34 protein-coding genes and 8 pseudogenes are annotated in these 26,079 nt (G+C 67.3%); 16 read left to right on the top strand and 26 right to left on the bottom strand.

From position 1 onward, the window contains the following. From LP418_RS32735 to LP418_RS07075, 5 genes and pseudogenes are all read left to right on the top strand, one after another. A pseudogene (locus tag LP418_RS32735) lies at positions 1-1,123 on the top strand (SNF2-related protein); the annotation flags it as partial. Between the two features lie 21 nt (positions 1,124-1,144). After that, the gene (locus LP418_RS07085) at positions 1,145-1,759 is read left to right on the top strand and encodes a helicase-related protein (protein WP_442940239.1); all 615 of its coding nucleotides are present in this window, start codon (positions 1,145-1,147) and stop codon (positions 1,757-1,759) included. A 35-nt stretch (positions 1,760-1,794) separates the two neighbouring features. Continuing rightward, a complete protein-coding gene (locus LP418_RS32730; protein WP_442940137.1) occupies positions 1,795-2,226 on the top strand; it encodes an EcoRII N-terminal effector-binding domain-containing protein in 432 nt (143 codons plus the stop codon). Next, entirely contained in the window at positions 2,204-2,956 is a 753-nt protein-coding gene (locus LP418_RS07080) for an ATP-binding protein (RefSeq protein WP_336275923.1), read from the top strand. Before LP418_RS32730 ends, LP418_RS07080 begins: the two co-directional genes overlap by 23 nt. A 215-nt stretch (positions 2,957-3,171) precedes the next feature. Then, positions 3,172-3,858 (top strand): hypothetical protein, encoded by a 687-nt coding sequence (locus LP418_RS07075; protein WP_257955790.1) that lies wholly within the window; start codon positions 3,172-3,174, stop codon positions 3,856-3,858. A gap of 1,317 nt (positions 3,859-5,175) precedes the next feature. Here LP418_RS07075 and LP418_RS07070 read toward each other — a convergent pair. The 6 genes and pseudogenes from LP418_RS07070 to LP418_RS07045 all read right to left on the bottom strand — a co-directional run bounded on the left by LP418_RS07070 (position 5,176) and on the right by LP418_RS07045 (position 8,071). Then, positions 5,176-5,865 (bottom strand): GTP pyrophosphokinase, encoded by a 690-nt coding sequence (locus LP418_RS07070; protein WP_336275922.1) that lies wholly within the window; start codon positions 5,863-5,865, stop codon positions 5,176-5,178. 430 nt (positions 5,866-6,295) lie between these two features. Next, positions 6,296-6,562, bottom strand: a pseudogene (locus LP418_RS07065) (homocysteine S-methyltransferase family protein); the annotation flags it as partial. Further along, entirely contained in the window at positions 6,553-6,918 is a 366-nt protein-coding gene (locus LP418_RS07060) for a homocysteine S-methyltransferase family protein (protein WP_442940238.1), read from the bottom strand. The gene LP418_RS07060 and the pseudogene LP418_RS07065, both read right to left, overlap by 10 nt. Positions 6,919-7,042: 124 nt before the next feature. After that, positions 7,043-7,192: pseudogene (locus LP418_RS07055) on the bottom strand (homocysteine S-methyltransferase family protein); the annotation flags it as partial. A gap of 3 nt (positions 7,193-7,195) precedes the next feature. Continuing rightward, a complete protein-coding gene (locus tag LP418_RS07050) occupies positions 7,196-7,606 on the bottom strand; it encodes a nitroreductase family deazaflavin-dependent oxidoreductase (protein ID WP_257955788.1) in 411 nt (136 codons plus the stop codon). Positions 7,607-7,780: 174 nt separating this feature from the next. Beyond that, the gene (locus LP418_RS07045; RefSeq protein ID WP_257955787.1) at positions 7,781-8,071 is read right to left on the bottom strand and encodes a hypothetical protein; all 291 of its coding nucleotides are present in this window, start codon (positions 8,069-8,071) and stop codon (positions 7,781-7,783) included. A gap of 41 nt (positions 8,072-8,112) precedes the next feature. Here LP418_RS07045 and LP418_RS07040 point away from each other — a divergent pair. Both LP418_RS07040 and LP418_RS07035 read left to right on the top strand, forming a co-directional pair. Further along, positions 8,113-9,015 (top strand): annotated as a pseudogene (locus LP418_RS07040) (penicillin acylase family protein); the annotation flags it as partial. A 64-nt stretch (positions 9,016-9,079) separates the two neighbouring features. Continuing rightward, positions 9,080-9,988 carry a penicillin acylase family protein gene (locus LP418_RS07035; RefSeq protein ID WP_257956927.1) on the top strand — a complete coding sequence of 303 codons (909 nt, stop codon included), beginning with the start codon at positions 9,080-9,082 and terminating at the stop codon, positions 9,986-9,988. Positions 9,989-10,403: 415 nt separating this feature from the next. Here LP418_RS07035 and LP418_RS32725 read toward each other — a convergent pair whose 3' ends face one another. The 3 genes and pseudogenes from LP418_RS32725 to LP418_RS07025 all read right to left on the bottom strand — a co-directional run bounded on the left by LP418_RS32725 (position 10,404) and on the right by LP418_RS07025 (position 12,351). Further along, positions 10,404-10,658: an alkaline phosphatase PhoX gene (locus LP418_RS32725; protein ID WP_442940237.1), complete on the bottom strand. Its 255-nt coding sequence runs from the start codon at positions 10,656-10,658 to the stop codon at positions 10,404-10,406. A 148-nt stretch (positions 10,659-10,806) separates the two neighbouring features. Beyond that, a pseudogene (locus LP418_RS32720) lies at positions 10,807-11,853 on the bottom strand (alkaline phosphatase PhoX); the annotation flags it as partial. Positions 11,854-12,009: 156 nt separating this feature from the next. Beyond that, the gene (locus LP418_RS07025; RefSeq protein WP_257955785.1) at positions 12,010-12,351 is read right to left on the bottom strand and encodes a hypothetical protein; all 342 of its coding nucleotides are present in this window, start codon (positions 12,349-12,351) and stop codon (positions 12,010-12,012) included. Positions 12,352-12,872: 521 nt separating this feature from the next. Between LP418_RS07025 and LP418_RS07020 the strand changes: the two genes are divergently transcribed. From LP418_RS07020 to LP418_RS07000, 5 genes are all read left to right on the top strand, one after another. Continuing rightward, positions 12,873-13,166 (top strand): hypothetical protein, encoded by a 294-nt coding sequence (locus tag LP418_RS07020; RefSeq protein ID WP_257955784.1) that lies wholly within the window; start codon positions 12,873-12,875, stop codon positions 13,164-13,166. A 16-nt stretch (positions 13,167-13,182) separates the two neighbouring features. After that, positions 13,183-13,608, top strand: a complete 426-nt coding sequence (locus LP418_RS07015; protein WP_336276026.1) for a hypothetical protein — start codon at positions 13,183-13,185, stop codon at positions 13,606-13,608. Positions 13,609-13,765: 157 nt separating this feature from the next. Further along, the gene (locus LP418_RS07010; protein ID WP_257955782.1) at positions 13,766-14,134 is read left to right on the top strand and encodes a hypothetical protein; all 369 of its coding nucleotides are present in this window, start codon (positions 13,766-13,768) and stop codon (positions 14,132-14,134) included. 53 nt (positions 14,135-14,187) lie between these two features. After that, entirely contained in the window at positions 14,188-14,586 is a 399-nt protein-coding gene (locus LP418_RS07005; RefSeq protein WP_257955781.1) for a hypothetical protein, read from the top strand. Beyond that, positions 14,561-15,586: a hypothetical protein gene (locus tag LP418_RS07000; protein WP_257955780.1), complete on the top strand. Its 1,026-nt coding sequence runs from the start codon at positions 14,561-14,563 to the stop codon at positions 15,584-15,586. Before LP418_RS07005 ends, LP418_RS07000 begins: the two co-directional genes overlap by 26 nt. An 18-nt stretch (positions 15,587-15,604) precedes the next feature. Here LP418_RS07000 and LP418_RS06995 read toward each other — a convergent pair whose 3' ends face one another. The 7 genes and pseudogenes from LP418_RS06995 to LP418_RS06970 form a co-directional block, all read right to left on the bottom strand. Next, positions 15,605-15,916, bottom strand: a complete 312-nt coding sequence (locus LP418_RS06995) for a hypothetical protein (RefSeq protein WP_257955779.1) — start codon at positions 15,914-15,916, stop codon at positions 15,605-15,607. Then, positions 15,897-17,987 carry an ABC transporter ATP-binding protein gene (locus LP418_RS06990; protein WP_257955778.1) on the bottom strand — a complete coding sequence of 697 codons (2,091 nt, stop codon included), beginning with the start codon at positions 17,985-17,987 and terminating at the stop codon, positions 15,897-15,899. Before LP418_RS06990 ends, LP418_RS06995 begins: the two co-directional genes overlap by 20 nt. Next, on the bottom strand, positions 17,984-18,775 hold the full coding sequence (locus tag LP418_RS32715; protein WP_442940236.1) for a zf-HC2 domain-containing protein: 792 nt from the start codon (positions 18,773-18,775) through the stop codon (positions 17,984-17,986). The genes LP418_RS06990 and LP418_RS32715 overlap by 4 nt, the downstream gene beginning before the upstream one ends. Positions 18,776-18,924: 149 nt before the next feature. Beyond that, positions 18,925-19,254 (bottom strand): annotated as a pseudogene (locus LP418_RS32710) (RNA polymerase sigma factor); the annotation flags it as partial. 209 nt (positions 19,255-19,463) lie between these two features. Next, positions 19,464-20,027: an acyl-ACP desaturase gene (locus LP418_RS06980; protein ID WP_257956926.1), complete on the bottom strand. Its 564-nt coding sequence runs from the start codon at positions 20,025-20,027 to the stop codon at positions 19,464-19,466. Continuing rightward, positions 19,987-20,324: pseudogene (locus LP418_RS06975) on the bottom strand (acyl-ACP desaturase); the annotation flags it as partial. The gene LP418_RS06980 and the pseudogene LP418_RS06975, both read right to left, overlap by 41 nt. 121 nt (positions 20,325-20,445) lie before the next feature. Continuing rightward, on the bottom strand, positions 20,446-20,835 hold the full coding sequence (locus tag LP418_RS06970) for a DUF2237 family protein (protein ID WP_257955776.1): 390 nt from the start codon (positions 20,833-20,835) through the stop codon (positions 20,446-20,448). 116 nt (positions 20,836-20,951) lie between these two features. On the opposite strand from LP418_RS06970, the gene LP418_RS06965 reads away from it, so the two are divergent. The 3 genes from LP418_RS06965 to LP418_RS06955 are packed head-to-tail and all read left to right on the top strand — an operon-like array spanning position 20,952 to position 21,587. Next, entirely contained in the window at positions 20,952-21,200 is a 249-nt protein-coding gene (locus LP418_RS06965) for a type II toxin-antitoxin system Phd/YefM family antitoxin (protein ID WP_257955775.1), read from the top strand. Positions 21,201-21,229: 29 nt separating this feature from the next. Further along, positions 21,230-21,382, top strand: coding sequence for a hypothetical protein (locus LP418_RS06960; RefSeq protein WP_257955774.1), 153 nt, complete (start codon positions 21,230-21,232; stop codon positions 21,380-21,382). Then, a complete protein-coding gene (locus LP418_RS06955) occupies positions 21,348-21,587 on the top strand; it encodes a PIN domain-containing protein (RefSeq protein WP_257955773.1) in 240 nt (79 codons plus the stop codon). Before LP418_RS06960 ends, LP418_RS06955 begins: the two co-directional genes overlap by 35 nt. A gap of 37 nt (positions 21,588-21,624) precedes the next feature. Here LP418_RS06955 and LP418_RS06950 read toward each other — a convergent pair whose 3' ends face one another. Next, on the bottom strand, positions 21,625-22,071 hold the full coding sequence (locus LP418_RS06950; RefSeq protein WP_257955772.1) for a hypothetical protein: 447 nt from the start codon (positions 22,069-22,071) through the stop codon (positions 21,625-21,627). Between the two features lie 220 nt (positions 22,072-22,291). Between LP418_RS06950 and LP418_RS06945 the strand changes: the two genes are divergently transcribed. Then, a complete protein-coding gene (locus tag LP418_RS06945) occupies positions 22,292-22,480 on the top strand; it encodes a DUF1918 domain-containing protein (protein ID WP_257955771.1) in 189 nt (62 codons plus the stop codon). Between the two features lie 6 nt (positions 22,481-22,486). Here the strand turns inward: LP418_RS06945 and LP418_RS06940 are convergent, their stop codons facing one another. From LP418_RS06940 to LP418_RS06900, 9 genes and pseudogenes are all read right to left on the bottom strand, one after another. Then, complete coding sequence (locus LP418_RS06940) at positions 22,487-22,747, bottom strand: endonuclease (protein WP_257955770.1); 261 nt, start codon at positions 22,745-22,747, stop codon at positions 22,487-22,489. Then, positions 22,737-22,859, bottom strand: a complete 123-nt coding sequence (locus LP418_RS06935; protein ID WP_257955769.1) for a hypothetical protein — start codon at positions 22,857-22,859, stop codon at positions 22,737-22,739. The genes LP418_RS06940 and LP418_RS06935 overlap by 11 nt, the downstream gene beginning before the upstream one ends. Before the next feature lie 21 nt (positions 22,860-22,880). Next, positions 22,881-22,988: pseudogene (locus LP418_RS06930) on the bottom strand (hypothetical protein); the annotation flags it as partial. Then, a complete protein-coding gene (locus LP418_RS06925) occupies positions 22,942-23,649 on the bottom strand; it encodes a DUF6359 domain-containing protein (protein ID WP_257955768.1) in 708 nt (235 codons plus the stop codon). The gene LP418_RS06925 and the pseudogene LP418_RS06930, both read right to left, overlap by 47 nt. A gap of 161 nt (positions 23,650-23,810) precedes the next feature. After that, the gene (locus LP418_RS06920; protein ID WP_257955767.1) at positions 23,811-24,116 is read right to left on the bottom strand and encodes a hypothetical protein; all 306 of its coding nucleotides are present in this window, start codon (positions 24,114-24,116) and stop codon (positions 23,811-23,813) included. A gap of 47 nt (positions 24,117-24,163) precedes the next feature. Continuing rightward, a complete protein-coding gene (locus tag LP418_RS06915) occupies positions 24,164-24,961 on the bottom strand; it encodes a hypothetical protein (protein ID WP_257955766.1) in 798 nt (265 codons plus the stop codon). Then, on the bottom strand, positions 24,846-25,460 hold the full coding sequence (locus LP418_RS06910) for a hypothetical protein (protein WP_257955765.1): 615 nt from the start codon (positions 25,458-25,460) through the stop codon (positions 24,846-24,848). The genes LP418_RS06915 and LP418_RS06910 overlap by 116 nt, the downstream gene beginning before the upstream one ends. After that, complete coding sequence (locus LP418_RS06905) at positions 25,457-25,753, bottom strand: WXG100 family type VII secretion target (RefSeq protein WP_257955764.1); 297 nt, start codon at positions 25,751-25,753, stop codon at positions 25,457-25,459. Before LP418_RS06905 ends, LP418_RS06910 begins: the two co-directional genes overlap by 4 nt. Then, a complete protein-coding gene (locus LP418_RS06900; protein ID WP_257955763.1) occupies positions 25,750-26,067 on the bottom strand; it encodes a WXG100 family type VII secretion target in 318 nt (105 codons plus the stop codon). Before LP418_RS06900 ends, LP418_RS06905 begins: the two co-directional genes overlap by 4 nt. Positions 26,068-26,079: the final 12 nt, after the last annotated feature.

The raw sequence follows: 26,079 nt of genomic DNA, 5'->3' as shown, positions 1-26,079 counted from the left end.
ATGCTAGCCGGATGGACAGTGGTTGACGGGGTCGTGACAGTCGCTGACGACGGCAGCCGGCGGGTTGCGACCAACGCGGAAGTGTTGGGTGCATCATCTGCAGGACTCCTCGGCGAGGTATTGCCGAGCTTGAAGATTGCATTGAAGACTCTTTCCGCTCGGATTCGGCTATCCGGGGAGGACCCGAGGCGGGTCATGGTTGACCTCGTCGCCATGCGCGGTGCTGACACCATCGCGCTGACGCACGAACAGGAGCACTTGGTCCACCGAAACACGTGGCACGCGATCGACCGAGAAACGCGTTTAGCCTGCTTGGACCTGTTGGCCGCAGCCGGTAGCGCTCCCGGGCACGTCGTGACTTTGCGTGGCCATCAGATGCTCTTATGCGCCACGGGCGCAGCGGACCTTGTGATCGATGAATTTGGGCTGGACCCGGGGTGGGTGTCGGCGGTGGACCCGCTTCGTATACCCGGACTGGCAGCAGATTTGTTTCCGTACCGGGAAGACGGCGTCAGGTTCCTTAGAGGATTGGCAGAGCTCGACGTGGGGGCCGTCCTTGCGGACGAGATGGGTCTAGGGAAGACACTCCAAGCAATCGCGTTGCTTTTGTGCGTGGCGGAGTACGGTCAATCATTGGTTGTCGCTCCTGCGGGTCTGCTCACCAATTGGCAACGGGAATGTGCGGCGTTCGCACCGACGCTTCGAGTGCTCGTCCACTCGAGTGCGGATCGCACCGGCGTCGCATCGGGGCTCGCGGGGTGGGACGTTGTAGTCACCTCATACGAGACCGTGACGGCAGATCTGTCCTTCCCTGGAAGAGATCGAGTGGAATGTCGTGGTGCTCGACGAAGCTCATTGGATCAAGAACCCCGACGCGCGACGATCCATAGCGACCAAGCGGTTGCCCCGACGGATTGGTCTCGCGTTGTCAGGCACTCCTGTGGAGAATCGCCTCACCGACCTGTGGTCGATCTGCGAGTTCGTCATCCCGAGCCTGTTGGGTACGCGGGATGGCTTTGAGTCCAGCACAGGTGGAATTGCAAATCCTGGACGGTTGGCGGGCGCGCTCATGAACCCAATCACCATGCGTAGAACCGTCGCGAGCGTGGCGCAGGATCTCCCCAAGTTGTGGGAGGCAGCGATCATGGTTGACCTGACGGATGAACTGCGCAGGACGTACTTCGGGTTGTCGGCTGCTGGCGGTAGCGCTTTGTCTCGCCTCACTGCTCAGCGCGTCTTTTGTGCTCATGCTGAAGCGGATCTCGATCCCGCTGATTTCCACACGACTCCAAAAGTCCTCCACCTCCTTGAGATGGTTCGTGAGGTGCTTGGCCGAGGTGAAAAGGCGTTGGTTTTTGCGTCCTTCCAGACCACCCTCGACAGATTGGAGGTATGCCTTGCGCGCGAGTTCCCCGCCTCCTACGTAGAGATTGTTGACGGCCGGTCTGGCACGCGTTTCAGGCAGGACCAAGTGGACGCGTTCGCCGCGCACGAAGGCCCCGGGTTGCTGCTTCTGAACCCCAAGGCGGCCGGGGTCGGGCTCAACATCACGGCTGCGAACCACGTGATCCACTTCAATCCAGAGTGGAACCCCGCTGTGACTGATCAAGCGACCGCCCGCGCCTATCGACGAAAACAAGAGCTTCCGGTTATGGTCCACCACCTCTTCTACGAGGGTACCGTTGAGGACCATGTGCGAGACGTCGTTGAGCGTAAGCGATCGTTGATCGAAGATGTCAATGGCGAGATCGAAGACTAGTGGCCACGTTGTCGGCAAACCGGGGGAAGTAGATCGTGCGGGTTACCAAGCTGTTGAGTGCCAACGACCTCGGGCTGACGGGGAGTCATCAAGCGGGGATCTTGGTGCCCAAGTCAGGGCCAGCCGCGGCGATCTTTCCGTCACTCGACACTTCGAGGCTCAACCCCGATTGCCACGTCGCCTTCTGGGTGCCCGCCCTTGGACGGTCGTGGACAGCTCGGTTTGTGTTCTACAACAATCGTTTACACGGCTCTGGAACTCGGCTCGAATATCGATTGACTCGAATCTCTGCGTTGTTGAAAGAGTTGAATGCCAACGTTGGGGATCGCCTTGTCTTCGAGCTACTCGGCTCCGGGGAGGTTCATGTTGGAATCGAGCACGCCCTTCCACGGGACCTGAGTGAAGAGAAGGTCTTGAGTAACGGATGGATCATGAGCGTCGAAGATGAGGAGAATGAGGATGCCTAAACAAACCGGGATTGTGCGCCCAGACACTCGAAGGGTTGTGGAGGGCCTCAGAGACACGGGCTATACGTTTCCTTCAGCCGTGGCTGATATCGTCGACAACTCGATAGCTGCCGAGGCCACTCACGTTTCGGTTTGGGTAAGCTTCACGCATTCCCATGAACCCATAGTAACAATCGCTGACAATGGAATCGGCATGACGCAAATGGGCCTCGAAAATGCCATGCGTTATGGAAGTGAGCAACGAAAAGACCCCAACAGCTTGGGCAGGTTCGGACTCGGCCTCAAAACAGCCTCAACCAGTTTTTGCCGCCGCCTCACAGTTGTGAGCCGAGACGAGTCGGGCGCACCGAATGCGGCGACTTGGGATTTGGATGACCTCGCGAGTGCCGGTGAATGGAACCTCGCAATCGGCGACGCTGATGAATCTGAAGCCGATATCTTTGATGCGGGCGTCAATGAAATCGAAGAGCTCGGCGGCAGGGTGGCCAGTGGCACGGTCGTATGGTGGGACAAAGTCGACAAGCTATTGAAGACTAAGTCAGGGGCTCAGGCTAAGAACATGGCCCTCGCCATGACTAGGACCCAAAACGCTCTAGAGATGCATCTCAGGACTGTCTTCCAAAGGTTTCTGGACCACGACGACGTGCGCGCCCCCAATGTTGTGATTGGACTCAATGGGAAGCGTTTGGCGGCCTCGGGATCCATTCTGCGAGAAAATAGGAGGCGATAAGGTCCTTCAGAAATCCTTCAACTTTGAAACGCCGCAAAGGGAAACATTCAGCCCTTCTCCGGGCTTTCATTCTTCCCCGCAAGGAGGAGTTCGCGTCGGAGGCAGATCGCGAGGCTGCACGCATCAGTGTTGATCGTCAGGGAATATATTTGTACCGCGAAGATCGACTCATCGATGGCCCGCACTGGCTTGGAACTGGAAGCACCGAGACTCACGTGAACAATCTGCGGGTCGAATTGTCATTCCCGGCTCAGCTCGACGAGATCTTCGGGGTGGGTATCAAGAAGTCCGGGGTGCACCTCGATCAATCGCTAATTGAAGACATTCGACAGATGCTCGCCCCTGTTCGCCGGGAAGCCGACAAGAGGTCCCGACGGGGAAATGCGGGGCGAGAAGCCAGTCTTAAGAACGGCGCAAAGGGCCCAACTGAGACAACGATTGGCCGAATCAAGAAGGACCTCATGGTCGCCAGTGTTGAAACCGGCGCGGATGGCAGTGTCACTCTCGTGAATAACACGGGGTCCGTGCCCCTCGTCGATAGCTCGGGTCGCGCCTCGGGGCTCGTACGGATCAGTGTCGACGATGACACGCGTGAGATGAATGTAGTCAGAGCGTCCAGTCTCGATGACGGAGTGCTGTGGGAGGCTTCCCTTGCGACGGGTAGCCTTATTCAGGTTGCTTTAAACTCAGGTCACGACTGGTATAGAAAAGCATACATTCCAAATGCGATGAATAGTCCACTGGTTCAATCGATTGAGTATCTGTTCTACGCGCTGGCTCAAGCGGAGATAAACAATACTAATCAAGAGTTGGACGTTGTGTTCGAAGAGTTTCGCGTTGAAGTTAGTCGCAACTTGAGGAAGCTTGTTAAGGACCTCCCCGAGCCCGACGTTGACGGATGATTGGGAATGCTAGCGCGTGAGACTGCTGATTCTGTTGGGGCCAGTATTGGCGCGAAATTCGGAATCCCGTTTGAGTCGACTTTCGTCGAGCGGAACGGCTATCGAGGGTGGGGTATCCGCTACGTTGCCCAAGCCGAGGATGGCCTCACGTTCGACATCATGCTGTCCGCGTCCCATCATCACGCCGAGGCAATCTTTCGCCCCGCGTCCTTCGGGGGCTCGTTGGTTCGGGCGCTCGCCGCAGGATGGCAGACTGATGCCGCCGCCTGGACTGCTGAGGTCGCTTCCCTTCCTGCGTCAATCACTCTGACCGTGTCCGTGGATGGCGAAATCCGGAACCCGAGTGCTCCCTTCCTCGCGCATCCAGTTAGAGATCTGGAAGTCGAAACCACCACGCGTATCGCTGATAGATCCGAAACCGGTTTAGCGGCCGCGGTGACTGAGGCAGCCGAAGCCTGCCTCGCTCTCGTACTCTCGGGGCTAACCACCGAGGGTCCACTCCTACCGTTTGACGGACTTCCGGAGGGTGCCGTCGCTCGCGTGGAAGTGAACAAGTACGAGCGGAATCCACTTGCGCGGCGCCGGTGCATTGAGGCGCACGGGGCCACGTGTTGGGCGTGCGATTTTGACTTCGGTGGCAACTATGGTCCTGAAGGGACTGGGTTCATAGAAGTCCACCATCGCGTGCCTGTGTCGATGATGGGGGGAGTACCAAGTAGATCCCGTGCGCGATCTAGTGCCCCTGTGTAGCAACTGCCATGCGATCGCCCATCGTGTCAGGCCACCGCATGCGCCCTGAGGCGATAAGGCACATGCGTGGTTTGTCCCCCAAGGCTCCATTGCCTGAGCTGCAGGTTGCATCGCCCCTCGACATATCGATCAAGGCCGTTGACGTAAGCGGCGTCCAGTACCTTGTGTTTCGGCTAAATGCGGAGCTCGAAAAGTGGGTTGGGTCGGTGGCGGTCGGCGAGTTTTGGCAGGCGCTCGGAAATGGCTGAGGATGGACTTCCGACAGCCCTTGAGATTGGGTCGGCAACTTTGCCCGTCTCGGCTCGAGGGCCTCATGTCCAAGTAGAGTTTGGCCCGGCGCTCATTGTTGGCGACTCGACTGAATGGGCCAAATGTGTCAATAGACAATTAGAGGCTATCCAGAGCCCGGACTGCGTTCCCCCAACAACCATGTCGCAGTTCATAGGGCCTGCGCGCATGGTAGACATTAGCTCTCAATTGTCAGATTGAGTCTTTTGGCGCGACTCTGAAGGGCGGGCTCTCGCTTCATGTTGAGGTCGGCCGCGAGATAGTCCGCGTCGAGTGCTTTCAGGAGGTCGTCATCGAGGCGGCGAACGGCCCCGACAGGGTAGGCGTGGCCCATCGCCGTCGCGACCGCCTCGCTGTCGACGGAGCGGGAGACTCCGGTCCCGAGTCTTCGAAGGTCGTCATTCCCAGCTGCTCTAACAGGGTGTGCATCCAAACGTAGTGTTCTGCTCTCGACCTCTGGGCATTTGGGTACCTACTCAGGAGCCACGGAGCCAAAGTTTCTGGCGATATTTGCGTGGTTGGGGTCCTACTTTTTGCAGATTCGCGTGCTCCAAGCCGCTCCAATTCGGAATTGATGGCACTGAATTGGCTGTCGGCAAGTTCAATGAGGCCCACGGCAAGTGCAAATCTCCGATTGAATTTACCTCGCAAGCCTTCGGGGATGTCGCCCTTATAGCGAACATCGTGTTCGAACTCTGCCCACGCGTGCTGGAGAGTTGTTCGAACCTGAACTTCGAACTCGAGAGTGCTTGAATTTTCATACTCAAGCATGGCCTTTCGCTCCGCATGAAGTTCGAGAATGAAGTGGCGACTCGCATAGCCAAATACGCCATGCAATTCGTTCTCCGCGGCCTTGTCGATTTCTTCAAGTACGCGGAAGTTCGCGCGGATCAAGTCACAGGTCGCCTCTACTGTTTCCGGCAGGTATGTGATCACGCGCAAGGCAACTTGATCCTTGATCTGATTCATTGGATCCGAGTACTTTGCAGTTCCGTCGGTATTGTTGGAGCCAGCCTTCGCCAGGGAATGACTCCACATCCTTTGCTCGTGCCGCCGCGCTAAGATAGTTGATCCCGGCATTGTCGAGCAGTTTGGTCAAGTATGCCTCGAGTTCGCTGGCGCCTAGCACCCGGCTTGGATGCGCTGCGCGGTAGACGGACTCCAAGTTTTCATTAGACATCGACATTCCTCATTCCCCGGTTTCGAGCGCTCGCGCCATTGAATCTGACCCCTGAGAAGCCGCGGGGCCGTCAAAGTAGGCGTGATTGATAATGACATTCGTGGAACTTGACTGTGCAGCAATGAGGCACCGCGAACCTGACTCCGCCCGGGCAGCGTACGACTGAATTGGCGATCCGACTGACCCGGACGACGAGAGTTTCGACGCCCGGCGACAACGCTACGACGGCTGACCCTTGAGGACGCCCGCCAGCTGAGCGATGTGATCGGGTCCGACCCGGCAGCATCCGCCAACGAGCCGCGCTCCTGCTGCGACCCAGTCGGCCGCGAGTCGGGTGTCGAACACCGCGTCGCCGCGCCGGGTGTGCGTCTCGCTGTCCCGTGTCTCGCCGAGGTTCGGGTAGGCGACGGCAGGAAGGCCCGTGACCTCGATCGCCGTCGTGACAGCCTGCATCACGTCGTACGGCGCAGAGCAGTTCACCCCGGCAGCGATGATGCTCGTGCTGCCGGCCGGGACGGCGTACGCCTCACGAAGCGTTTGGCCGGGCGCGTGGAGTCTCCCTCGACCGAGTACGAGAACCACGCGGGAAGGCCGAGCTCGTCGAGCAGCGGCACCAGCACCTCCGCCTCCTCCGCGTCGGGGATGGTCTCGACCGCGAGCAGGTCCGGACCCGCGGATGCCAGCAGCTCCAGCCGTGGTCCGTGGAAGTCGCGGAGTGCCGCCGGCGAGACGCCGTACCGACCTCGGTATTCCGACCCGTCGGCCAGCACTGCGCCGTACGGACCGACAGACGCCGCGACGAGCAGCCGTCGACCGCTTGCCGCCGCGACCTCGTCGCGCACGCCGCGGGCGAGCTCGACGCTCGCGACGATCGTGTGCTCCGCCTCGCGCCGCGTCAGCCCGGCCGCGACGAGGCTCGGCACGCCTCGCCCGGTAGCTCGCGGTCGTGGCGACGTCGGCGCCGGCGAGGTAGTAGTCACGGTGGACGGCGGCGATCTGCGCGGGATCGTCCGAGAGCAAGCGTGCGGTCCACAGGTCGGAGGAGAGATCAACGCCCCGGTTCTCGAGCGCATTGGACAGGCCGCCGTCCGGGACGAGGACGTCGTCGAGCTGCATGCCTCAGCCCGCCGGCGACAGCGCCACGACAGCGATGCGCCGCGACACCTTCGCCCGGTAACCCTCGAAGTCGAACATCCTGTTCAGTGCAGTCCAGAGCCGCTCTCGCTCGGCTCCATCTAGCTCAACACCAGCGACAGGCGTCATCTCCCCGTCGATCTCGACATGCGCGGCGGAGCCCGCGCGCAGGTTCAACCACCAGCCGGGCTCCCAGTCGGAGCCACCGTTGGAGGCGACGACGATCCAGCGGTCCTCGTCGAGCAGGTGGAGCAACGGGGTGGTCCGCTGCTTGCCGGTCTTGTTGCCGGTCGTCGTCAGGTAGAGCAGGTCACCGCCACGAAAGCTGCGCAGGCCCGGGCGGCGGACGGCCGCGTTGGCGATTCGGTGGATCCGGACGATGAGGGTGCGGCGCATGCGGAGCACGCTACTGAGTAACGCACGCAGCCGCCCGCTCGTTGAGGCGCCGAGAACCCCCGAGCGAGGAGTGCGCGTGCGCCGTTGGTCGAGTGTCGTTGCCCTGTCCCCGGTCCCGCTGTTCGCCGCCACGACGATGCCGCCGAGCGCGAGTGCGCAGGATGACGACTACGGCTACGTCCGCAACATCCTGCCGCCGGGCTCGAGCGGCACCATCGACGCGACGGACCTGCTGACGGTCGGCCCGGGCCTCGAGGCGGAGGAGGGCAAGAACGCGCCGCCCAACTTCGCCGACCAGCTCGAGATGTACGACGCGCTGACCACCCATTCGCCGTACGACCTCGACAAGACGGATCTCGACGGGCTCTTCAAGGGCGCCGGGTTCACGCCCGAGCAGGTCGTGCGCGAGGAGAGCCCGCGGGCTGGCGTCGCGATCCAGTGGGACCAGTTCGGCGTCCCCTTCATCACCGGCGCGACCTACGACGACGTGATGTCTCGGGTCCGGCTACGCCGCGGCGATGGACCGGATGTTCCTGATGGACGCGCTCCGGCACACCGGCTCCGGCACGCTCGCATCCTTCGCGGGCGGGACGCCGGGCAATGTCGCGATGGACGCCGAGCAGCACAAGGCCGCGTTCTACACAGAGGCCGAGGCCACCGCGCAGATCGAGGGCATCGCGACGCGGTACGGCGCCGAGGGCGAGCGCCTCGTCAGCGGACTCGACGCCTACCTCGCCGGGATCAACGCGGGCCGGGACAAGCTCTGCCCGGGTGGTCTGGCCGTCGCGCCGACCTGCCCGGTGGAGTACGCCCTGCTCAACCAGCAGGTCGAGGGCTGGGACCGGGCCGACGTCATCTACATCGCCTCGCTGGTCGGCGGCATCTTCGGCCGTGGCGGTGGCGGCGAGGCCGACAATGCGGCGTACCTCCAGAAGCTGACGAAGAAGTTCGGCAAGAAGAAGGGGCGCGCGCTCTACCGGGATCTGCGCACCAAGTACGACCCGGACGCCCCGAGCAGCGCCAGCGTGAAGACGCCGTACGGCGGAGGCGAGGCGCTCGGCGTCAAGCGGAGTGGCGTCGCGCTGCCCGACCTCGCCGGCGCGACCGCGCCGGGGTCGGGGACGGTGATCGGGAACGAGCGTGCCAAGGCGAGGGTCGACCGGGCCGAGCCGCGGATGGAGCTGCCGACCGGCAGCTTCTCCCTGCGCGAGCTCAAGCGGGGGATGAGCAACGCGCTGCTCGTCGGCGCCGAGGAGTCGGCGACCGGCAAGCCCGTCGTCGTCTTCGGGCCGCAGACCGGCTACTACACGCCGCAGCTCCTCAACGAGCAGGTGCTGATGGGTCCCGGCGTCCACGCCCGCGGCGTCTCGTTCGCCGGCACCAACGTGGTGGTCGAGCTCGGCCGCGGCCTCGACTACGCCCCGGTCGGCGACCAGCGCGTCCCTCGACAACGTCGACACCGTCGCCGAGCGCCTGTGCAACGTCGACGGCAGCAAGGCGACGGTCGACTCCGAGGGATACCTCGTCGACGGCAGCTGCGTGCCGATGACGAGGAACACCCCGAGCGAGACCGCGCTCCCGAGCGCGGGCTGGCAGGGTGCGCCGACGACCTACACGTTCCTCGTCCTGCGCACGCGGCACGGCATCGTCCGAGAGCGGACCACGGTCGACGGGGTGCCCGTCGCGATCGTCTCTGAGCGCAGCACCTACGGCCGCGAGGTCGACTCGGCGATCGGCTTCGCTCGGCTCAACAACCCCGACTACGTCAAGGACGCGAAGACCTTCCAGAAGGCGGCGCACGGCATCGACTACACGTTCAACTGGTTCTACGCCGACAACCGCGACATCGCCTACTTCGCCTCCGGGCTCCTGCCGCGACGCGCGAAGGGCACGGCGTTCGACTTCCCGCGCTGGGGCGATCGCCGCCATGACTGGCAGGGCTGGCTCGGCTTCAAGGCGCACGTGCGCGAGGTCAACCCGGAGCGCGGCTACTTCGTCAGCTGGAACAACCGCCAGTCCCCGAAGTGGGCGGCGCCCGACAACATCTGGGCGTGGGGCTCGGTGCACCGCTCCGACGCCCTCGAGGAGAAGATCCGCCGCGACATCCGTGGATCGCGCACGGTGTCGTTGACGCGCGCCGTCGGGATCATGGCCGACGCCGCGACGCAGGACACACGCGCCACGTCAGTCCTGCCATGGCTGCTGAAGGCGATCGGCAGGGATCGCCGTACGACCGAAGCCCGCACGGCACTGAAGCGCTGGGTCCGGGCCGGTGCCCCACGGGTCGACCGCGACCGCGACGGCGCCTACGCCCACCAGCAGGCGATCGCCCTCTTCGACACCGGTGGCAGGACGGCGATCACTCCGTGGCGTACGACGTGATGGCCGGCCGCCTCGGCGGCCCGGCCAGCGACATCCCCGGCATCCTCGACGACCACCCGCGGGTCGGCACGGGCTCGTCGTGGATGGACGTGCCCTACTACAGCTACCTCAACAAGGACCTCCGCACGCTGCTCGACGACTCCACGGTCAAGGCGGACCCGGCGTTCGACTACTGCGGTCGCGGCAGCTCGGCCAAGTGCCGCAAGACGTTGCGTACGTCGCTGCGTGCCGCGCTGGCGCGAGTGCTCGCTGCTCAGGGTGTGTCGAAGGTTGCGGACCTGACCTACGACAAGTCGATCGACGCGATCCGGCACTCGACCTCCGGCGCCGTCGGGGTGCGGCCGATCGACTGGCAGAACCGACCGACGTTCCAGCAGGTGGTGGCCTTCGACCGGCACCGGCCGCGCTGAGCTGCTCAGACCCCGATCTCGTGCCAAGGTCCCCAGATGGCGAAGGTGCGTCCGCGACTGGCTTGGATGTTCACGAAGAGCGTCCGTCCGCCCCGGCTGAAGGTCGATCCGGCGAACTCGTCGTTGGTCGGGTTCAGGGCGATGTTGAAGAGCTTGCCCTCCCCGGACAGGCCGCGGATGTAGTTGTTGTCGGTGTTGTCCTCGCAGACGACGAGCGTGCCGCGGGGCGACGTGGTGATGTTGTCCGGCAGGTCGAGCACCAGCGGGCCAGAGGACTGGAAGGCGCAGCGGAGCGTGCCGGACGCCGTTTCGTAGGCCCACACGGCCCGATCCGCGCCCGTAGCCGGCGGGGTTCTCGTTGCCCGTCTCGGCCGCACCGCCGCCCTGCGTCGAGGTGAAGTAGACGACGCCGGCGCGGGACACCCGGCCCTCGAGCCGTGAGAAGTAGGCCGCGCCCCGGGCCCAGCCCTGCCGAGCGACGTGGGTGATCGCGGTGTTGTTGGTGGTGGGCGCGGTCTCGCCCGGCGTGTAGGGGAAGTCGGGCGCCGGGTCGGCGATCGGCACCCATTCGGTCTGGTACGTCGCACCCTGCACCTGCGCCGCTTCGAGATGTGCGTTGTCGACCCCGACGATCTTGAGCATCTCCAGCGTTCCGCCGTCCTCGAGCCGGCCGACGACCATCGGGTCGGTCGGCGGCTGGTAGCGGTAGAAGCCGGAGGCGAATCCGAAGTCGTCCTCGGTGAGGTAGAGGTAGCCGCTCTCCGGGTCGTAGGACACCGCCTCGTGCGCGAAGCGCCCGGCCGACCGGATCGGCTGGCGCGACGACTGTCCCTCGCCCGGGAAAGCGCTGGCCGGCACCTCGAAGACGAAGCCGTGGGGCTTGGTGAGCGGGACGTTGGACGTGCCGGTGAAGTCGGGCCCGACGTCCGGGCCGTTGATCGTCTCCTCGCAGGTGACCCGAGAGCCCCGGGGCATCTCGCCGCCCGAGCAGTTCATCATCGTGCCGTTGAGGCTGGTGAAGGAGCGGATCACCTCCCCGCGGGGCGTCACCCGGATCGTCGTGGTGCCGCCGCCGGCGCGCGAGTCGTAGGGCGTGCCGGGACCGAACGCCGCCGGCACCGGGTTGTTGACCTCGTGGTTGCGCACCAGCAGCACCGTCCCGTCGGGGCCGGGGAAGGCGCCCATGCCGTCGTGCCGGCCGGGCAGCGTGGTGCCGTCGGTGAGCACCACCGGCGACGTGGTGTCGTGGAACGAGCGGTAGCGGAAGCCCTCCGGCACGTGCAGGCGTATGACGCCGTCGCGCTCGTCGGGCACGGGGAAGAGTGCGACCGTCGGGGTGGTGGGCTTGGCCGAGGCCGGGCCGGCGGCCACGAGGCCAGCGAAGGGACCGGCCAGCGAGGCGGCAGCGGCGGTCTTGAGGATGGTGCGGCGTTCGAGCGACTGGTCTGTCGACATGGCGGTGACGTCCTCCCGGGGTGAAGGTGCTGATCTCGGGACACTAGGCCTGTCACCGGTCGGTGTAAACGGTCCTCGGCCGGGGCTTTATCCACAGATCGTCCGAGGGGTCTGGTGGCCGTTGTCCTTTCCGGTTGGACTGGAGCCATGCCCAGTTCACATCACCTCGCACCGTGGCTCACACGCATGCTCGAGGTCGACGCAGCCGAAGCCCGGGGCGACGCCGTCGAGGCGCTGCGCCTCATCGAAGACATGCCGAACGGCCCGGACGGTCGCCCGTGGTGGCGGCCGTGGCGGATCCGCCGGCTCAAGCAGCTTGTCGACCTCGACGAGGCGGCACCGGCATGGGTGTGGGCCGGGTGGGTCGTGGCGCAGGCCGCGCAGGCCACACCGGGAAATCCGAATCGCGCCCCGGAGGTGGCGGTCGCCACCCGCGGCGGGCGCAGCACCTTGTGGGGCGTCGACGACACGGATGCGCAGCTGAAGGTCATGGACCACGACTGGGTCCACCGGCAGCTCGTGCTGCACGAGTACGGCGGCCTCGCTGACTTCATCAAGACCCGGGCCGGGAAGGTGTTGCTCAGAGGGGCGGTCGGGGTCGAGCGCTGGGTCTCCGCGCCGATGGGTGGCTTCGAGCTCTTCATGGAAGAGGCGGACCGAATCCTGTGGCTCGACCTGTCAACGAGGGCGGTCGTCGAGACGGTCAACATCGGAGCGGCGGCCATGCTCGCGGACGGCGAGTGCGTGATCGGGCGGCTCGTCGAGTCGGACGGGGTCGCGGTCTTCGAGAGTGCGCCGTTGTGCGTGCCTCCCCGACGTGGCCGGGCGGGTGGCCGAGGATCCGAGCAGGTGGCTGGACGCCGTCGCCGACGGCTGTCGAGGCGAGTCCGGCCAGCTCATGGGTCAGCTCGTGGCGAGACTCCACGAGTTCGATCTCCTGTGCGACCTGCCCCAGAGAGTGCGTCGACAGCTGGTCCAGCCGCCCGACCCAGACCTGAGCTCCGACCAGATCGGCACCGGTGGCAACGGTCGGGGAGTACGACGCCGCCCTCGTGCTGGCCGCCCTCGCCGGCGAGATCGACGTCGAAGGGGAGGGCGACAGCGACTGCACGTGCGACGGGTGCCACGAGGCGCCTCGGACGCTCGCGCCGTTGGTGGCCGCCGCTGTCCTCGAGCCCGGCACGGTCGAGGCGCTGGCTCCGCTGCTGGTCGCTTCCGACTCGCGGGAGGTCATGCGCCTGTCCCGGGTTCTCGCCGCCCCGGCCGACGAGGTGTGTCGTCGGTTGGCGCACCAGCTGGCGGATGCGGCCTGAAGCCAGCGTGTACACGATGTACATTGAAACCATGGCCACCGCACACTTCCCGAGCATGAGCTCTGCGCGCGAGCACCTGAAGGAGGTCCTGGACGCGGCAGTCGAGGGTCGACCCGTTTCGGTGACGCGGGACAGGTCGCGAGTTGCGGCGGTGGACGCGGACCGGCTGGCCCACTTCCTGCGCGGCGTTCGGCCGGCGCGGGCGGAGCTGGCCTCGGAAGCGGGCGGGTGGAGCTTGTTCCTCACCGGAGTTCCGGTCGCCGCCACTGGGGACAGCGTGGATGAGGTCATGGACGCTGCCGTCGATGCGCTTCGCGACTATGCCGAGGCATGGGTGGACCGATTGCGCACCGCACCCAACCATCGCGACAGCTGGAGCCCGGTGCAGCTCGTCGAGCTGTCGTCGGACGACGAGCTGAAGTCGTGGCTGCGCGACGAGTGAAGCACCCGGCTCCCACGCGCACGGACCACCAGCAGTTCTGTGTGACCGAAGGTTGGGAGGAGCGCAAGACCGCTACATGAACGCTCAAGGCGACCACGTTCGTTACGAGCTCGCCCTCCCGGACGGTCGCATCCTGTACACGCGCATCAGTCACCCGGTGAGCAAGCGAGACGGCTACGGCCCCAAGCTCTGGGGGCACATCCTGAAGCATCAGCTCGAGGTTCAGGAAGCGGAGTTCTGGGACTGTGTCCGCGACGCGATTCCACCTCGTCGAGGCGAGGAGCCACCACCGCCTCGCGAGTCGATCCCGGCGGGCGTCGTCGCCGCGCTGCTCGACCTCGGGTGTCCCCGAGCGCGAAGTGCGGACCATGACGAGGGCCGAGGCCGTCACGAGGATGGGCGAGCTCTTCGCCGAACCGAGCTGACGCAAGGTGGATCCCGGGGTCCTCGATGCCCGGTGGGCACCGGAGCCCATGGCTCGCTCCCGAGTGCGGGAGCGAGGCTCAGGACGGCCGGGAGGGTCTGAAACCGGGGCCCGAAATCCCTTGACTCGAACAGATGTTCGAGAGACAATGGACCATGGCAACCGACACCGTCACTCCCACCGCGATGATCGCGGAGCTCCGGGAGACCACCGCACTGTTGCGGTCGGCGCAGACGCGGGTGTTCGTCATGGCGGCCGAGTGGGCCGATGCGCACCCCGACCCGGACGCCACGAAACGCAGCGGCGCGTGCATCCACGGCTGCCCCACCGAAGGCATGCCCGGTGAGGACTTCGGCGGCGGCTGCGCCAACGGTTGTGTCGGCGACCCGGACGGGTTCGACGACCCGTTCATCCCGGCGGTGCGGTGGGACGCCCCGGCCGCGTTCGGGGCCGCGATCGGTCGCACCACCAACGCCGCGTCGTTCCTGATCCGCGACGCCCCCGGTCGTGCGGCACCGGCTGCCCTTGGTGTGGGCCCGGGTCCTGACCGGTGAGGTCGACCCGTCGCGGGCGCGGATGATCGCCCGCTCCATCGCCGGCCGCCCCCGCGACGTGTCCGACGACCTCGACGTCCGGGTCGCGCCGATCGCGCACAAGATCGGACTCACCGCGCTGGAGAAGAAGATCGACGAGGCGATGCTGCGGCTCTACCCCGAGCAACGCGAGGCCGAACAGGTCGAAGCCCTCGACCGCCGGTTCGTGCGGCTCGACGAGGCCTCGATCAACCACACCGGGATCGCCGACATGGCCATCCGTGCGGACTGGAAAGACCTCTACGACTTCGACGTCACCGTGTCCCGGGTCGCGGCCGCCCTTGCCACCCAGAATCAACGACTCGGCCTACCGGTCGAGTCTCTCGACGTCCGCCGGGCCCGGGCGATCGGGATCCTCGCCGACCCCGCCGCCGCCCACGCCCTCCTCACCGGCGACGACGCACCGACACCCTCGAAGAAGACCGAGCTGGTGCTGCACATCACCGACGCCAACCTGCTCGGCCTCGACCCCGTGGCCCTGCAACACCACCCGCGACCGGGCGGTCCTCGACCAACTGGTCCGGGACTGGTGCTCACGCACCGACACCCACCTCACCGTCCAGCCGGTGCTCGACCTCAACGGCCACGACCAGACATCCGTGCACCAGATCAAGACCCGCACCCTCCTCCGCGCCGACCTGATCGCCCGCACCTGCGTGTTCCCACGGTGCACCAAACCCGCCCGGGCCTGCGACCACGACCACATCGTCCCGTTCGACCACCACGACCCCACCGCCGGTGGTGCGTCGTGCGACTGCAACATCGCCCCACTGTGCCGGCACCACCACCAGCTCAAGACCCACGCCGGGTGGCGCTACACACCACTCGAGACAGGCACTGGCTCTGGTCCGACCCCCACGGACAACAATTCCTCCGCGACCACGACGGCACCACCGACGTCACCCCCACCGACCGACCGCCACCCGGGAGCGGCTGCCGACACCGGGTCAACCGCCAATAGCTCGAGAGCATCTGTAGGTCAGGCCCGGATCCCCGGACGCATCGCGACCAGCCACGCGACGACGCCACTGGCGGCGACGACCGACCAGAAGGTCCGGGCCCCCGGGCCGAATCCGTCGACCGGATAGACCGATTCCCAACCCGGGAACGAGGTCACCACGACCGGGCTGATCACCGCGAGGGTGACCACCGCGGCGAGTGCCCGGCTGGGTGCGGCCACCTCGCGCCGAGAGGCCCACGCGGCCAGCCCGGCGGTCAACGCGATCGTCGCGGCTCCCACCAGCCACCAGCCGGGGCGCTCCAGCGGCAGGTCACCCGGTCGGGTCCCCACGATCGCGCTCCACCCGGCGAGCGGGACGAGTGCGACGGCCGCTCTCGCCGTACGCCGCCATGCGGCCCCACGAGGAGTCACGGCCACCACCGCGGTGGCCCGCTCGTCGAAGACGCACGCCGCAGCCGCCGCCCAGCAGGCGAGCACCGTCGGCAGCAGCACCCCCGCTGAAGAGGGCCAGCGGGCCGGGGCGCCGGTGAGCACCGCCGCCGCGACGGCGCAGCCGAGCACGCGCCGACCGGGCGATGCCGCGACGGAGGTACCACCAGCGCTGACTCATGCATCGACCTTGAAGGGGATCGGGTCGGAGACGATGTTGTCCTCGTTGCCGGTGGTCATCGCCAGCGCCAGACAGGCCAGCCCGGCGACCACGACCGCCGCGATCGCGAGCCGCAGGCCCGCGGGTGCGCGCGGCCCGGTCGTGCCACACCGCGACGAGGACGGCGGCGGCGCAGAGCGCGAGGACGTAGCCGAGGTAGAAGGCGGGGTTGCCGGCGAAGAGCTCCGCGACGCCGCCCTCCATCGAACCCGAGTGCCACATCGCCCACGGCACCCACAGGCGAAGCTCCGAGGCTTCGCCGTACGCCAACGGCATCGCACCACCGAAGCTGATCGCCACCACGGCGACCACGACCACCGCCGCGGCTCCGGGGAAGCTGAGCCAGCGGCCGGTCAGCACGCCCGGGAGCGCCGCGCCGAGGCAGCTCACGCCGGACAGCGCGAGCAGGATGCTCCAGACCTGCCAGTCGGGCATCGTGCCGAACCACCACTCCGGTCCGCCACACCCGCGACCGACGCCAGCACGATCTCGTAGGCGGTGAAGAGCAGGCCGGCTGCGAACGGCACCGGGCACGCGATCGCGAGCGCCGGGGTCCGACGACCCTCGGTGCCGGGGGCGGTCCCGACCGCCTCGACGGCCGCCTCGGTCGACCGGGTCAGGCGTGCCGTCGTCACCGGGCTGGTCAGCCCGATGAAGAACGCCGGGACGACCGGGATGGAGAGCAGGTCGACGAACGCCGGGTCGTCGTTGAGGACATACATCAGCGTGAGCACCCCGAAGGCGAGCACCACGCCGGTGAGGAAGATCGGGCTGCGCGCGAGGCGGCGTGCCTCGATCCCGGCCATGCTGCCGAGGCTGGCGGTGCTGGTCGTGGGCAGGGCAAGGCTGTCGGTCATGGTGACTCCTTCGGGCGAGATGGGTCATGCGGGGACGTGCGCGGCCCGGGCATCGGCGCCGAGCATCAGCAGATAGGCGTCCTCGAGGGTCGGCTCGGCAGGCACGGCGCCCGGTGGCGGCGTGCCACCGACGACGTGGTGTCGACCCGTCCCGGTGCGCCAGCTGACCAGCGCGTCGGGCCCCGGGTCGTCGCAGCTCCAGACCCGGCCGTCGGCGGTCGCGACCGAGGTCGGTGACCGTGCCGTCGAAGCGGACGGTGCCCCCGGCCAGCACGACGACGCGCTCGCACAGTGCGGCGACGTCCTCGGTCTGGTGCGTGGAGAGGAGTACGGCGCAACCGCCGGCGATGACGGACAGCGTGCGTCGCAGGTCGGCGCGCTGGGTCGGGTCGAGGCCGGTGGTCGGCTCGTCGAGCACCGGGATCCGCGGATCGCCGAGCAGTGCCTGCGCGAGCGCGACTCGCCGCCGTTGGCCGCCGGACAGCTTCGAGACCCGCTTCGTGGCCGGGTCGCCGAGCCCGACGAGGTCAAGGACTCGGCGTACCTCCACGTGGCGTCGGCGGCGGTCGTTCCACTCCTTGAGGACCGCGACGTATTCCACGAAGCCGAAGGCGCTCATGTCGCCCGGGTAGCCCAGCTCCTGCGGCAGGTAGCCGAGCTGACGCCGGATGGCGGTCACCTCCGCGTGCGAGCCGTGCGGGTCGTGGCCGAGCAGCCGGACGTCCCCGCCGTCGGCGGCGATGGAGGTGGCGACGATGCGCAGCAGCGTGGTCTTGCCGGCGCCGTTGGGACCGAGGAGACCGGTGACCCCGCGGTCGAAGGACAGGTCGACCGCGTCGAGGGCGCGGGTGCGGCCGTAGGTCTTGGTGACCCCGGTGAGCTCGACGGTGTTCACAGCACTGCTCCGATCTGTCGGTCGTGACGAGACTTCACGGCGAGCACGGCGGCGGAGACGACCGCCGGGGACAGGTAGATCAGCTGCTGGGTCGCCTCGACGGGCCACGTCGCCGGGAAGCCGCGCAGCGAGAAGACGACGACGCCGCTCCACGCCGGGACGACCACCGCGACACCGGTCCGCGGACCCACGAAGCTCGCGAGGGCCAACAGGATCGGCACCAGCGCAAGGGCGGGCCCGAGCCACGCGGCCGCCAGCCAGTTGGGGCCGGGGAGCAGCAGGCCGAGCACCACGGCGAGCGGCAGCACCGAGGCCGGGACTGCCATGGTGCGGACCGGGATCAGTCGGGTCCGGCCGTACGGCGCCGTGACGACCAGCGTCTCGAGCGGGTCGTGCTGAGGGCCATAGGCAGCGGCCACACCGATCACCGGCACGAGGGGTGCCACGAGCAGGAAGGGAGCCAGCATCTCCTTGCCGGCCACACCGACGGCGAGCGTGGCGAAGGCCAGCGCGACGAAGGCGGCCACCAGCCGGGCCGTACGCAACGAAGCGGTCGCCGCGAGCAGCACCGCCGTCGGCTCCGGGACCCCGCACCGCCGGGCCAGCCGGATCGGCAACGGCAGCACCGGCGCCTCGACCGTGGCGCGGACGCCGCTCCACCCCCGGGCGAGGAGGCGGGCATCGACGAGTGGTGCGATCGCCTGTCGGCAGGCGGAGCAGCGCCCCATGTGCTGCTCGACCGACGCACCCTCGATCGCGTCGAGGTCGCCGGCGACATAGGCCGCCAGCAGTGCCGGGTCGGCGTGCCGGTGTGCGTCGTCATCGCCATCCCTCCTGTCGTCCCGCCGGGGATCCCCGCAGCTGGGCCTTCGCCCGGTGCAGCCCGGGTCTTCACGGTGTTCTCGCGGACGCCGAGCAGCCGCCCGGCCTCCTTGGTGGTCAGCCCGTCGAGCACGACCGCCCGGACGACCGACCGGAACTCGGGCGAGAGCCGGCGCAGGCCCTCGGCCGAGTCGCCGTACTCGACCCCGAGCAGGACCTCGTCCTCGGCCGCGGGTGTGCGGCCGTGGGCTCCGGTCTCCCACTCGGGGAGGAGCACGACGTCCTTGCGCGACCGCAACCGCGACACCATCCGGCGAAAGGCGATGCCCCACAACCGGGCGGCGACCTCCCCGTCGCCGCGGAACCGGCCAGCGTCCTTCCAGAGCGCCACGAAGGTGTCCTGCACGACGTCGAGGACGACCTCGGAGTCGTTGCAGCGCCGCATCAGCCGCGCGAGGAGCCACGCGGAGTGGCGCTGGTAGAGCTCCTCCAGCGCCGCCATGTCGCCCGCGGCCACCCGCGCGAGCAGGGCGGAATCGCCCCCGGTCGTGTGTTGCCTCGCCGGTGTCCGGCGCAGTGGCCTCCATGCCAAACACTGTCGCACCGGAGGTCGGAAATGGTTCCCGGGTGCGGAAAACCTCCCGCACCCGCGCGCTAGGACGTGCGAGCGGCCTTCTTGGCGGCGGCTTCTGCGCGGCGCTCGACGAAGCGGGCGGCCTCGGAGTCCGGGGCGGACACTGCCTGTGCGAGCTCGTCGCGCGCCTTCTCGCCCTCGGCGTCGAGGCCTTCGAGCTCCCAGACGCCCCACTGGCGCAGCAGCGGAGTGACGATGTCGTCGTGGTGGATGCGCAGGTCGTAGATTCCGGCCTTGGCCATCTGCACTGCCTTGCGGGAGAACCCGGGAATGACCTTGCCCGGCATCTGGAAGTCGACGACCTCGTCGGTGATCGCGCGCATCGTCTGGCTGGGAGCGAGCTCGAGGGCCGCGGCGATGATGTTGCGGTAGAAGATCATGTGCAGGTTCTCGTCCTTCGCGACCCGCTGGAGCAGCTTCTCCGCGATGGGCTCCTCCGTGTAGCGCCCGGTGTTGCGGTGCGAGACCCGGGTGGCGAGCTCCCCGGAAGGAGACGTAGGCGCAGACGTTGAGCAGCGACTTGTCGAGGCTCTCGTAGCCGATCTCCATCGTCTCCATCCGCGCCCGCTCGAGCTCGACGGGATCGACGCCGCGGGTGACGAGGAGGTAGTCGCGGATGCAGAACGCGTGCCGGCCCTCCTCCGCGGTCCAGCGGTTGACCCAGTGCCCCACGCGCTGTCGCGACCGAAGGCGCGGTCGATCTCTCGGTGATAGCTGGGGAGGTTGTCCTCCGTCAGCAGGTTGACCTCCAGCGCCGTACGCGCGATCGGGGACAGCTGTGACTGGGCGACCTCCCACGGATCGCCGCCCGGGTCGGCGAAGTCGCGACCCGTGCTCCGGGGCACGTATTCATGGGGCATCCACTCGTCCGCGATGGCCATGTGCCGGTTGAGGTTGTCTGCGACGGTGGGTTCGAGCTCCGCGAGCAGCTGGGCGCTTTCGAGGACGGCCATGGTCCTTGCCTACACCCGTCGCGGCGTCGTGACCAGAGGTCCCAGTGACTCAGGTCAGCTCGGACAGATCTGGCGGTACGTCGACCGAGTGCTCGCGCAGGACCTCCAGCGGGACCACGTCGAGCGCCCGCGCGGAGGTCGCGGCAAGCACGACGGGGGCGGCGCGACCGGCGTCGTACGCCCGGAGCCAGCGGACAGCGACGACGCACCAGCGGTCACCGGGGGCGAGGCCCGGGAACCCCCACTCGGGGATGGGCGTCGACAGGTCGTTGCCGACCTCGCGCTGGTGGGCGAGGAAGTCCTCGGTCATCACCGCGCAGATCGCGTGCAGGCCGACGTCCTGCGGGCCGACGGTGCAGGTGCCGTCGCGGTAGAAGCCGGTCATCGGTTCGGTGCCGCAGGGTTCCAGCTGGCCGCCGAGGACGTTGCGCTCGCTCATGGGAAGAGCATGGCGCACAACCTGCTTCGTCCGGGCGGTTGTCGGTGCGGGCAGGTAGAACGGTTGAGCGACAGGAGTGCCGGTCGTGAAGTGCTACGCAGTGCTACATTCGAGAGGTGAGGACGATCAGCCAGCGTGAACTGCGCAATGACAACGCGGAGATCATCCGCGGCGTCGAGCAGGGCGAGAGCTACACGGTGACGAGACGTGGTGTGCCGGTCGCGCTCGTGACGCCGATCCCCGCCGGCACGGACATGCGTTGCGTCCGGCCCGCCACTCGACGTACGCGCTGGGCAGATCGTGAGCGCGTGCGTCTCAAGTCGACCACCGAGGCGCTGCTCGAGGATCTCCGGGGAGATCGGTGAGTCGGTGGTATCTCGACACGTCGGCGGCGATGAAGCTGATGGTGGAGGAGGCAGAGTCCGACGCGCTTGCTCGCGCGATCGATGACGAGGGTCCCGACACGGTGGCGAGCCTGCTTGTCGAGACGGAGCTGAGACGCGCGGTGCAACGTGATCCGGGCTTGTCGCAGATCGGCGTCACCTGAGTTCCTCGCATCCGTCAGTCTCTTCGAGCTGCCTTCCTCGATCTTCGCCGAAGCCGGGCTCCTCCCCGGCGCTGGCCTTCGATCACTCGACGCGTTGCACCCGGCGGCCGCGATCCGGCTCGGGGTCGACCGGGTCGTCACCTATGACCGCAGGATGATCGAGGCCGCGACACGGCTCGGAGTCTCGACCGTGACCCCTGACTGAGCCGGTCAGTCAGGGGCCACGCCGGGGGCGACGGTTGTCAGCCGCTGATCGGGACGCTGATCCCTTCGCCCGCAAGGACGAGGTTGTAGCTGACCGACTCGATGACGACCTGCTGGCCGCCGGGGCAGTCCAGCGTCGACAGCGGTGCGACGGTGAACGAGACGTTCGTCCGACCGTTGCGCACCGGGAAGGTGCCCGACTGGTCGACGTCGTTGGTCTCTTCCTTGTTGTCGGCGGCGGGGTTCTTGCCGCCCTTGTTGTAGCACTGGGCGAACACGGTGACATCTCCGGTGAGGGAGAAGTTCGCGCTGGGCACGTTGCCCGAGCCCGCGATGGAGGCCGTGATGACGAGGCTGTTCCCGCTGACCACGACATCGGGACCCTTGACGATGTGCGCGTTGGCAGCGAGGGCGGGGCCGGCCGCCAGCCCGAGCGAGAGTGCTGCCACCAAGACGACAAGGAGTCGTTTCAGAAGGTTGTTCATGGCGTGCCTGACTTTCTCGAGAAAGAGCATGCGAGAGGCGGATGGAGCAGCCCGGGCTTGCTCCATCACGGGGGCCGGGGACGTCGCTCTGAGGCTGAGGTCCCGGCTCGTTTCGAGTGATCGCCAGCCTGACCCGGAAGGCCGCCTCCCCGCATCGGCCCAATTGGGGATATGGCCGCAACCGCTTGTGGTTGGCGCGCGGTCGGAGCATCGTGGAGACATGCGCGCCAAGGTGGGCGACAGCCTCGTCGCCGAGAGCAACAAGGTCGATGCGCCGTCTCGTCACGGCGAGATCATCGAGGTCCGGGGGGAGGACGGCGCTCCGCCGTACGTCGTGCGGTGGAGCGACGGACATGAGGGACTCGTCTATCCGGGTTCGGACGCCCACGTGCTGCCTGCACCGACCTGACCGAGGTCACCAGATCGCGTCGGCCCACTCCGGGTGGTCGATGAACGGGTTGCGGTTGCCCTGCCACGTCGAGTGGATGCGGTCGTTGCGGCGCATCTCGAAGGTCGACACCGGGTCCTCGGAGTTCCGGGCCAGCAGGACCTCGAGGTCGCCGATCAGGGTCGAGGACGTGCCGACGGTGCTGCTCATCTCGAGGTTGTTGAAGCCGTCGCCGCCCTCGTAGCGGATCGCCATGTAGAGCAGCATCCGCGCCACGTCACCCTTCACCGCGTCGCGCGGCTCGAAGGAGTCGGCGTCGGTCCAGCAGTCCGAGCACCCCCGACACCGCGGACCCACCGAGGTCGAAGTCCTTGTTGCCGCGGGTGGAGTTGACGGCCACGTCCTCGGGCCGGATGTGGTGCAGGTCGGTGCCGGGACCGGCAGTCGTCGTGAAGCCGCCGCGGCTCTGCGCCCAGACGTGTTCACGGTTCCACTGACCGAGGCTGCCGCCGTTGCTGCTCTTCGAGATCGAGCGGCCGGTGTAGAGCTCGATGACGTTCGCCGTGTTGTTCGGGTCCCTGGTCTGTGTCCTTCAGCGCTGTCCACACACGGTCGTAGGACAGCTTGGTGTGAGCGTCGATGATGTCGTGCAGTGATGTGCGCAGCGCCGTACCGCTCTTGCCGATCGCTGGCGCGTAGTAGGTGCTGTCCCACGGGCTCGTGCCGCCCGGCGGTGGAGGCTCGGTGCCGCCACCGGAGAACGCGAATGCCGACGTGCCGGTCATGCCGGGGTGCGAGAAGTAGCTCGCCAACGCGCCCGTCACGTCGATCTGCTTGCCCATCAGGCCGGGGTTGGTCTTCAGACCCCACGCGCTGCGGTACGCCGACGGGATCTGCACGTAGAGCATCTGCGACGTGCTCGACTGGCTGGCGGAGTCGGCGATCGCGAGGGCGTAGTCGCTGGGGAAGCTCGACTTCACGACCGTGTTGGTCGCGGTGGGCTGGCCGACGACGTAGCCGCGGACCGTCTGCGTCGAGCCGTTCTGCTGGCTGATCGCCCGGGTGACCGTGAGGGGTGTCGCGGCCAGCGCGGGTGGTGCGGCCGGGGCGAGGACGACGATCAGGGCGCTGATGACGGCGAGCGCGACGGCCCGACCCGTCCCGAGATGACGGTTCATGCCCGGGAGCATGTCGCAACGCGGCGGCGCTGGGAAGGGTGTCGAGGTGACCGGTTGGCGACGGGTCCCTGGAACTCCACGCAGGTGCGAGGCGAGCGAGGTTCAAGGGAAGTCCTTGCTCTCAGGCTGCATCGAAGCTTCTCTCATTCGTTGCTCAGTCGAGCAAGCCCGGGTCAGGATTCCGCCGATGTGAACATCGACAGGTCATCGAGTGCATCGAGGACCCGGCCGCGGATGCTTGTGCGTTGTGCTGCTTGAGCCGGGCGATCGCGAACGAGAGCTTCGTCGACGAGGGAGCGATGAATCCGGGCGAGATGTCCCAATGATGTTGCGGCTGCCCCGGCGACCTCGTCGCTGGTGTGCACCAACAGCTCTGTTGCCAGTCGTTCCACCAACGCAGGGTCGTCGTGGGTCAACGCAAGGGCGATCAAGGAGGCGCACGCCGATTCCATGTCGCCGGCGGTGAGCGCGGACTCCAACGCGTCCGGGGTTGCCGGCTCTGGTTCCTGGTAGATCATGGTTGTCCTCACTCGACGGGCCGTCCCTTGCGATCTACTATCCCGGATCGTTTCAACGCTGTCTGCATGGATGGAGTCAGCTCGCTCCACTCTCGGACGTGTCCGTGGAAGACACCTCGAGTGGTTTCGTCGAATACGACGAACTGGTCGTGGTCGGCATCGAAGCTGACCCGTCGGGTAGTTGTGGCGGGGCTGATGGCGACACTCCGGTCAAGCGCTGCCTGCCCATCCATCGGACCAGCCGATGCGCGCCCGTGAGGCGATGATCCGTGCTTCGGACTTCCTTGGAACTGCCGGCCGCTTCGCGCCCCGCCGCCCGGCAGCTTGATCGCCCCACGCTCGCTCCGCACCCTCGCGCGAGCGAAGGTCTGGAACCGAGCCCGCGCGACGTCGAGCCCCTCGCGGGCGACCCGGATCCGGGTAGCGGAGGCCGTGACCGTGACCCGCAGCGTCGTCAGCAGGGCATGGAACCGCGGCGCCCGGGCGGCGATCCGGGCGACGGCGGCGGTGCCCGCCGCGCCGGCACCGAGGCCGCCGGTGAGGCCGCCGACGATCAGCGAGATGGCCGCGCCTTCGACGACCATCCGCCCGATCTCGGCCAGCAGGTCGAGCGTGCGCTGATGGGTCGCGCGGACGGCTTCGGCGTACTCCTCGCACGACGTGCCCATCGCGGCGAGCTCGTCCGCGGTGTCACGGATGAGCCCACGGAGCTCGTCGAGCGCGGCGATCGCGAGCGGGATCTCGGGGGAGACCTGTCGTTCGAGGAAGGTGACTGCGAGGTCGCAGTAGCGGTCGAGGTTGCCCACCGATTCGGCCGTACGGCGCCAGGTCGACGCGGCTTCGAGCAGCAGGCCGACGTCGGCGCCGGGCCACACGAAGCCCTCGACCCGGTCGAGGATGAAGGTCTCCACGACGCCCAGCTGAGGCGGGTTGGCGCCCGGGCTGCTCGGAGGCGGTGAGGGCGCGACTCGGACGAAGTCGTCGTCGGCGAAGGAGGTCGGGCTGAACGCACTGACCGACGCCGAAGCCTCCTCGGCCGAGCGGTGGTTGTCGCCGGTCGAGCCCGGGGAGGCGACCGAGCCCGATGAACGCGTGCGTCAGCTCGGTCAGGGTCTCCGGGGCCGAGTGCGCTCCGGAGTCGTAGCTCGCAGCGAACTCCGCGCTCGTCGAGTCGTCGCCCGCCATTCCGGAGAAACCGGACAGCTTGCTCGCCAGCGAGTCGCACAGCATCGCCGAGATCTGGTTGGCGGTCCGACACGCGTCCCGGGCGCCGGTGATGCCGCCGGACTCGATGTGGATCCTCATCTCAGCTGCTCCCACATCGCGACGTTGGCGTCGACCGCGGCGGTGTAGTTGGCGCGCGCGAGGTCTGCCACGGCACGAATGCCGGAGAGGGCGGTCGTCATCTCGATGAAGTCGCCGCGCCAGCGTGAGTGGGAGACCGCGTGAGCGTCGCTGGCCAGCCCGGCCCGGGTCTCGTGCAGACCGCGCGTCTCACCCTCGACGTCGGCAGCCGGGTCGGCGAGGTCACGCTGGCACGAAGCCATCGCGGCCACCACGGAGGCGAGCTCGTCGACGTCCACCGTGTAGTCGGTCATCCGAGCCGTCCGCGGAGTCGATCCTGCGAGGCGCCGGCGCCGGAGTCCGTGCTGCACAGGAGGTCGCGTGCCCCGCGCAACGACTCGACGCTCCCGCCCAGTCCGTCGATCACCGCGTCGGCGTGGTCGCGCCACTCCGACCAGAGCTCACCGAAGCGCAGGGCCGCGGCGCCGCGCCACGTCGCCAGCAGCGCCTCGACCGTCTCCTCGACGACGGCCCGACGGGACGCCATGTCGGCGGCCCGGGCCTCGATGGCGTCGCCGCTGGTCGCGATGCGTATGGGATCGAGGCGGATGCCTCCCGAGAAGGACATGCCTCGATGGTT

It is taken from the genome of Nocardioides sp. B-3, from assembly GCF_024703895.1.
In the GTDB taxonomy this organism is placed as follows: Bacteria; Actinomycetota; Actinomycetes; order Propionibacteriales; family Nocardioidaceae; genus Nocardioides.
This window is presented reverse-complemented; position numbering and strand designations above follow the sequence as displayed.

Bases quoted from the DNA above. Each gene is read 5' to 3' on its own strand.
- LP418_RS07070 (WP_336275922.1), bottom strand. From the start codon at position 5,865: ATGAATCAGATCAAGGATCAAGTTGCCTTGCGCGTGATCACATACCTG.
- LP418_RS07050 (WP_257955788.1), bottom strand. From the start codon at position 7,606: ATGCGCCGCACCCTCATCGTCCGGATCCACCGAATCGCCAACGCGGCC.
- LP418_RS06905 (WP_257955764.1), bottom strand. From the start codon at position 25,753: ATGACCGACTACACGGTGGACGTCGACGAGCTCGCCTCCGTGGTGGCC.
- LP418_RS06910 (WP_257955765.1), bottom strand. From the start codon at position 25,460: ATGAGGATCCACATCGAGTCCGGCGGCATCACCGGCGCCCGGGACGCG.
- LP418_RS06950 (WP_257955772.1), bottom strand. From the start codon at position 22,071: ATGAACAACCTTCTGAAACGACTCCTTGTCGTCTTGGTGGCAGCACTC.
- LP418_RS06960 (WP_257955774.1), top strand. From the start codon at position 21,230: ATGAAGCTGATGGTGGAGGAGGCAGAGTCCGACGCGCTTGCTCGCGCG.
- LP418_RS07005 (WP_257955781.1), top strand. From the start codon at position 14,188: ATGGCAACCGACACCGTCACTCCCACCGCGATGATCGCGGAGCTCCGG.
- LP418_RS06900 (WP_257955763.1), bottom strand. From the start codon at position 26,067: ATGTCCTTCTCGGGAGGCATCCGCCTCGATCCCATACGCATCGCGACC.
- LP418_RS07080 (WP_336275923.1), top strand. From the start codon at position 2,204: ATGAGGAGAATGAGGATGCCTAAACAAACCGGGATTGTGCGCCCAGAC.
- LP418_RS07085 (WP_442940239.1), top strand. From the start codon at position 1,145: ATGGTTGACCTGACGGATGAACTGCGCAGGACGTACTTCGGGTTGTCG.
- LP418_RS07045 (WP_257955787.1), bottom strand. From the start codon at position 8,071: ATGAAGGGGACGCCGAACTGGTCCCACTGGATCGCGACGCCAGCCCGC.
- LP418_RS06970 (WP_257955776.1), bottom strand. From the start codon at position 20,835: ATGAGCGAGCGCAACGTCCTCGGCGGCCAGCTGGAACCCTGCGGCACC.
- LP418_RS06925 (WP_257955768.1), bottom strand. From the start codon at position 23,649: ATGCTCCCGGGCATGAACCGTCATCTCGGGACGGGTCGGGCCGTCGCG.
- LP418_RS06945 (WP_257955771.1), top strand. From the start codon at position 22,292: ATGCGCGCCAAGGTGGGCGACAGCCTCGTCGCCGAGAGCAACAAGGTC.
- LP418_RS07015 (WP_336276026.1), top strand. From the start codon at position 13,183: ATGTACATTGAAACCATGGCCACCGCACACTTCCCGAGCATGAGCTCT.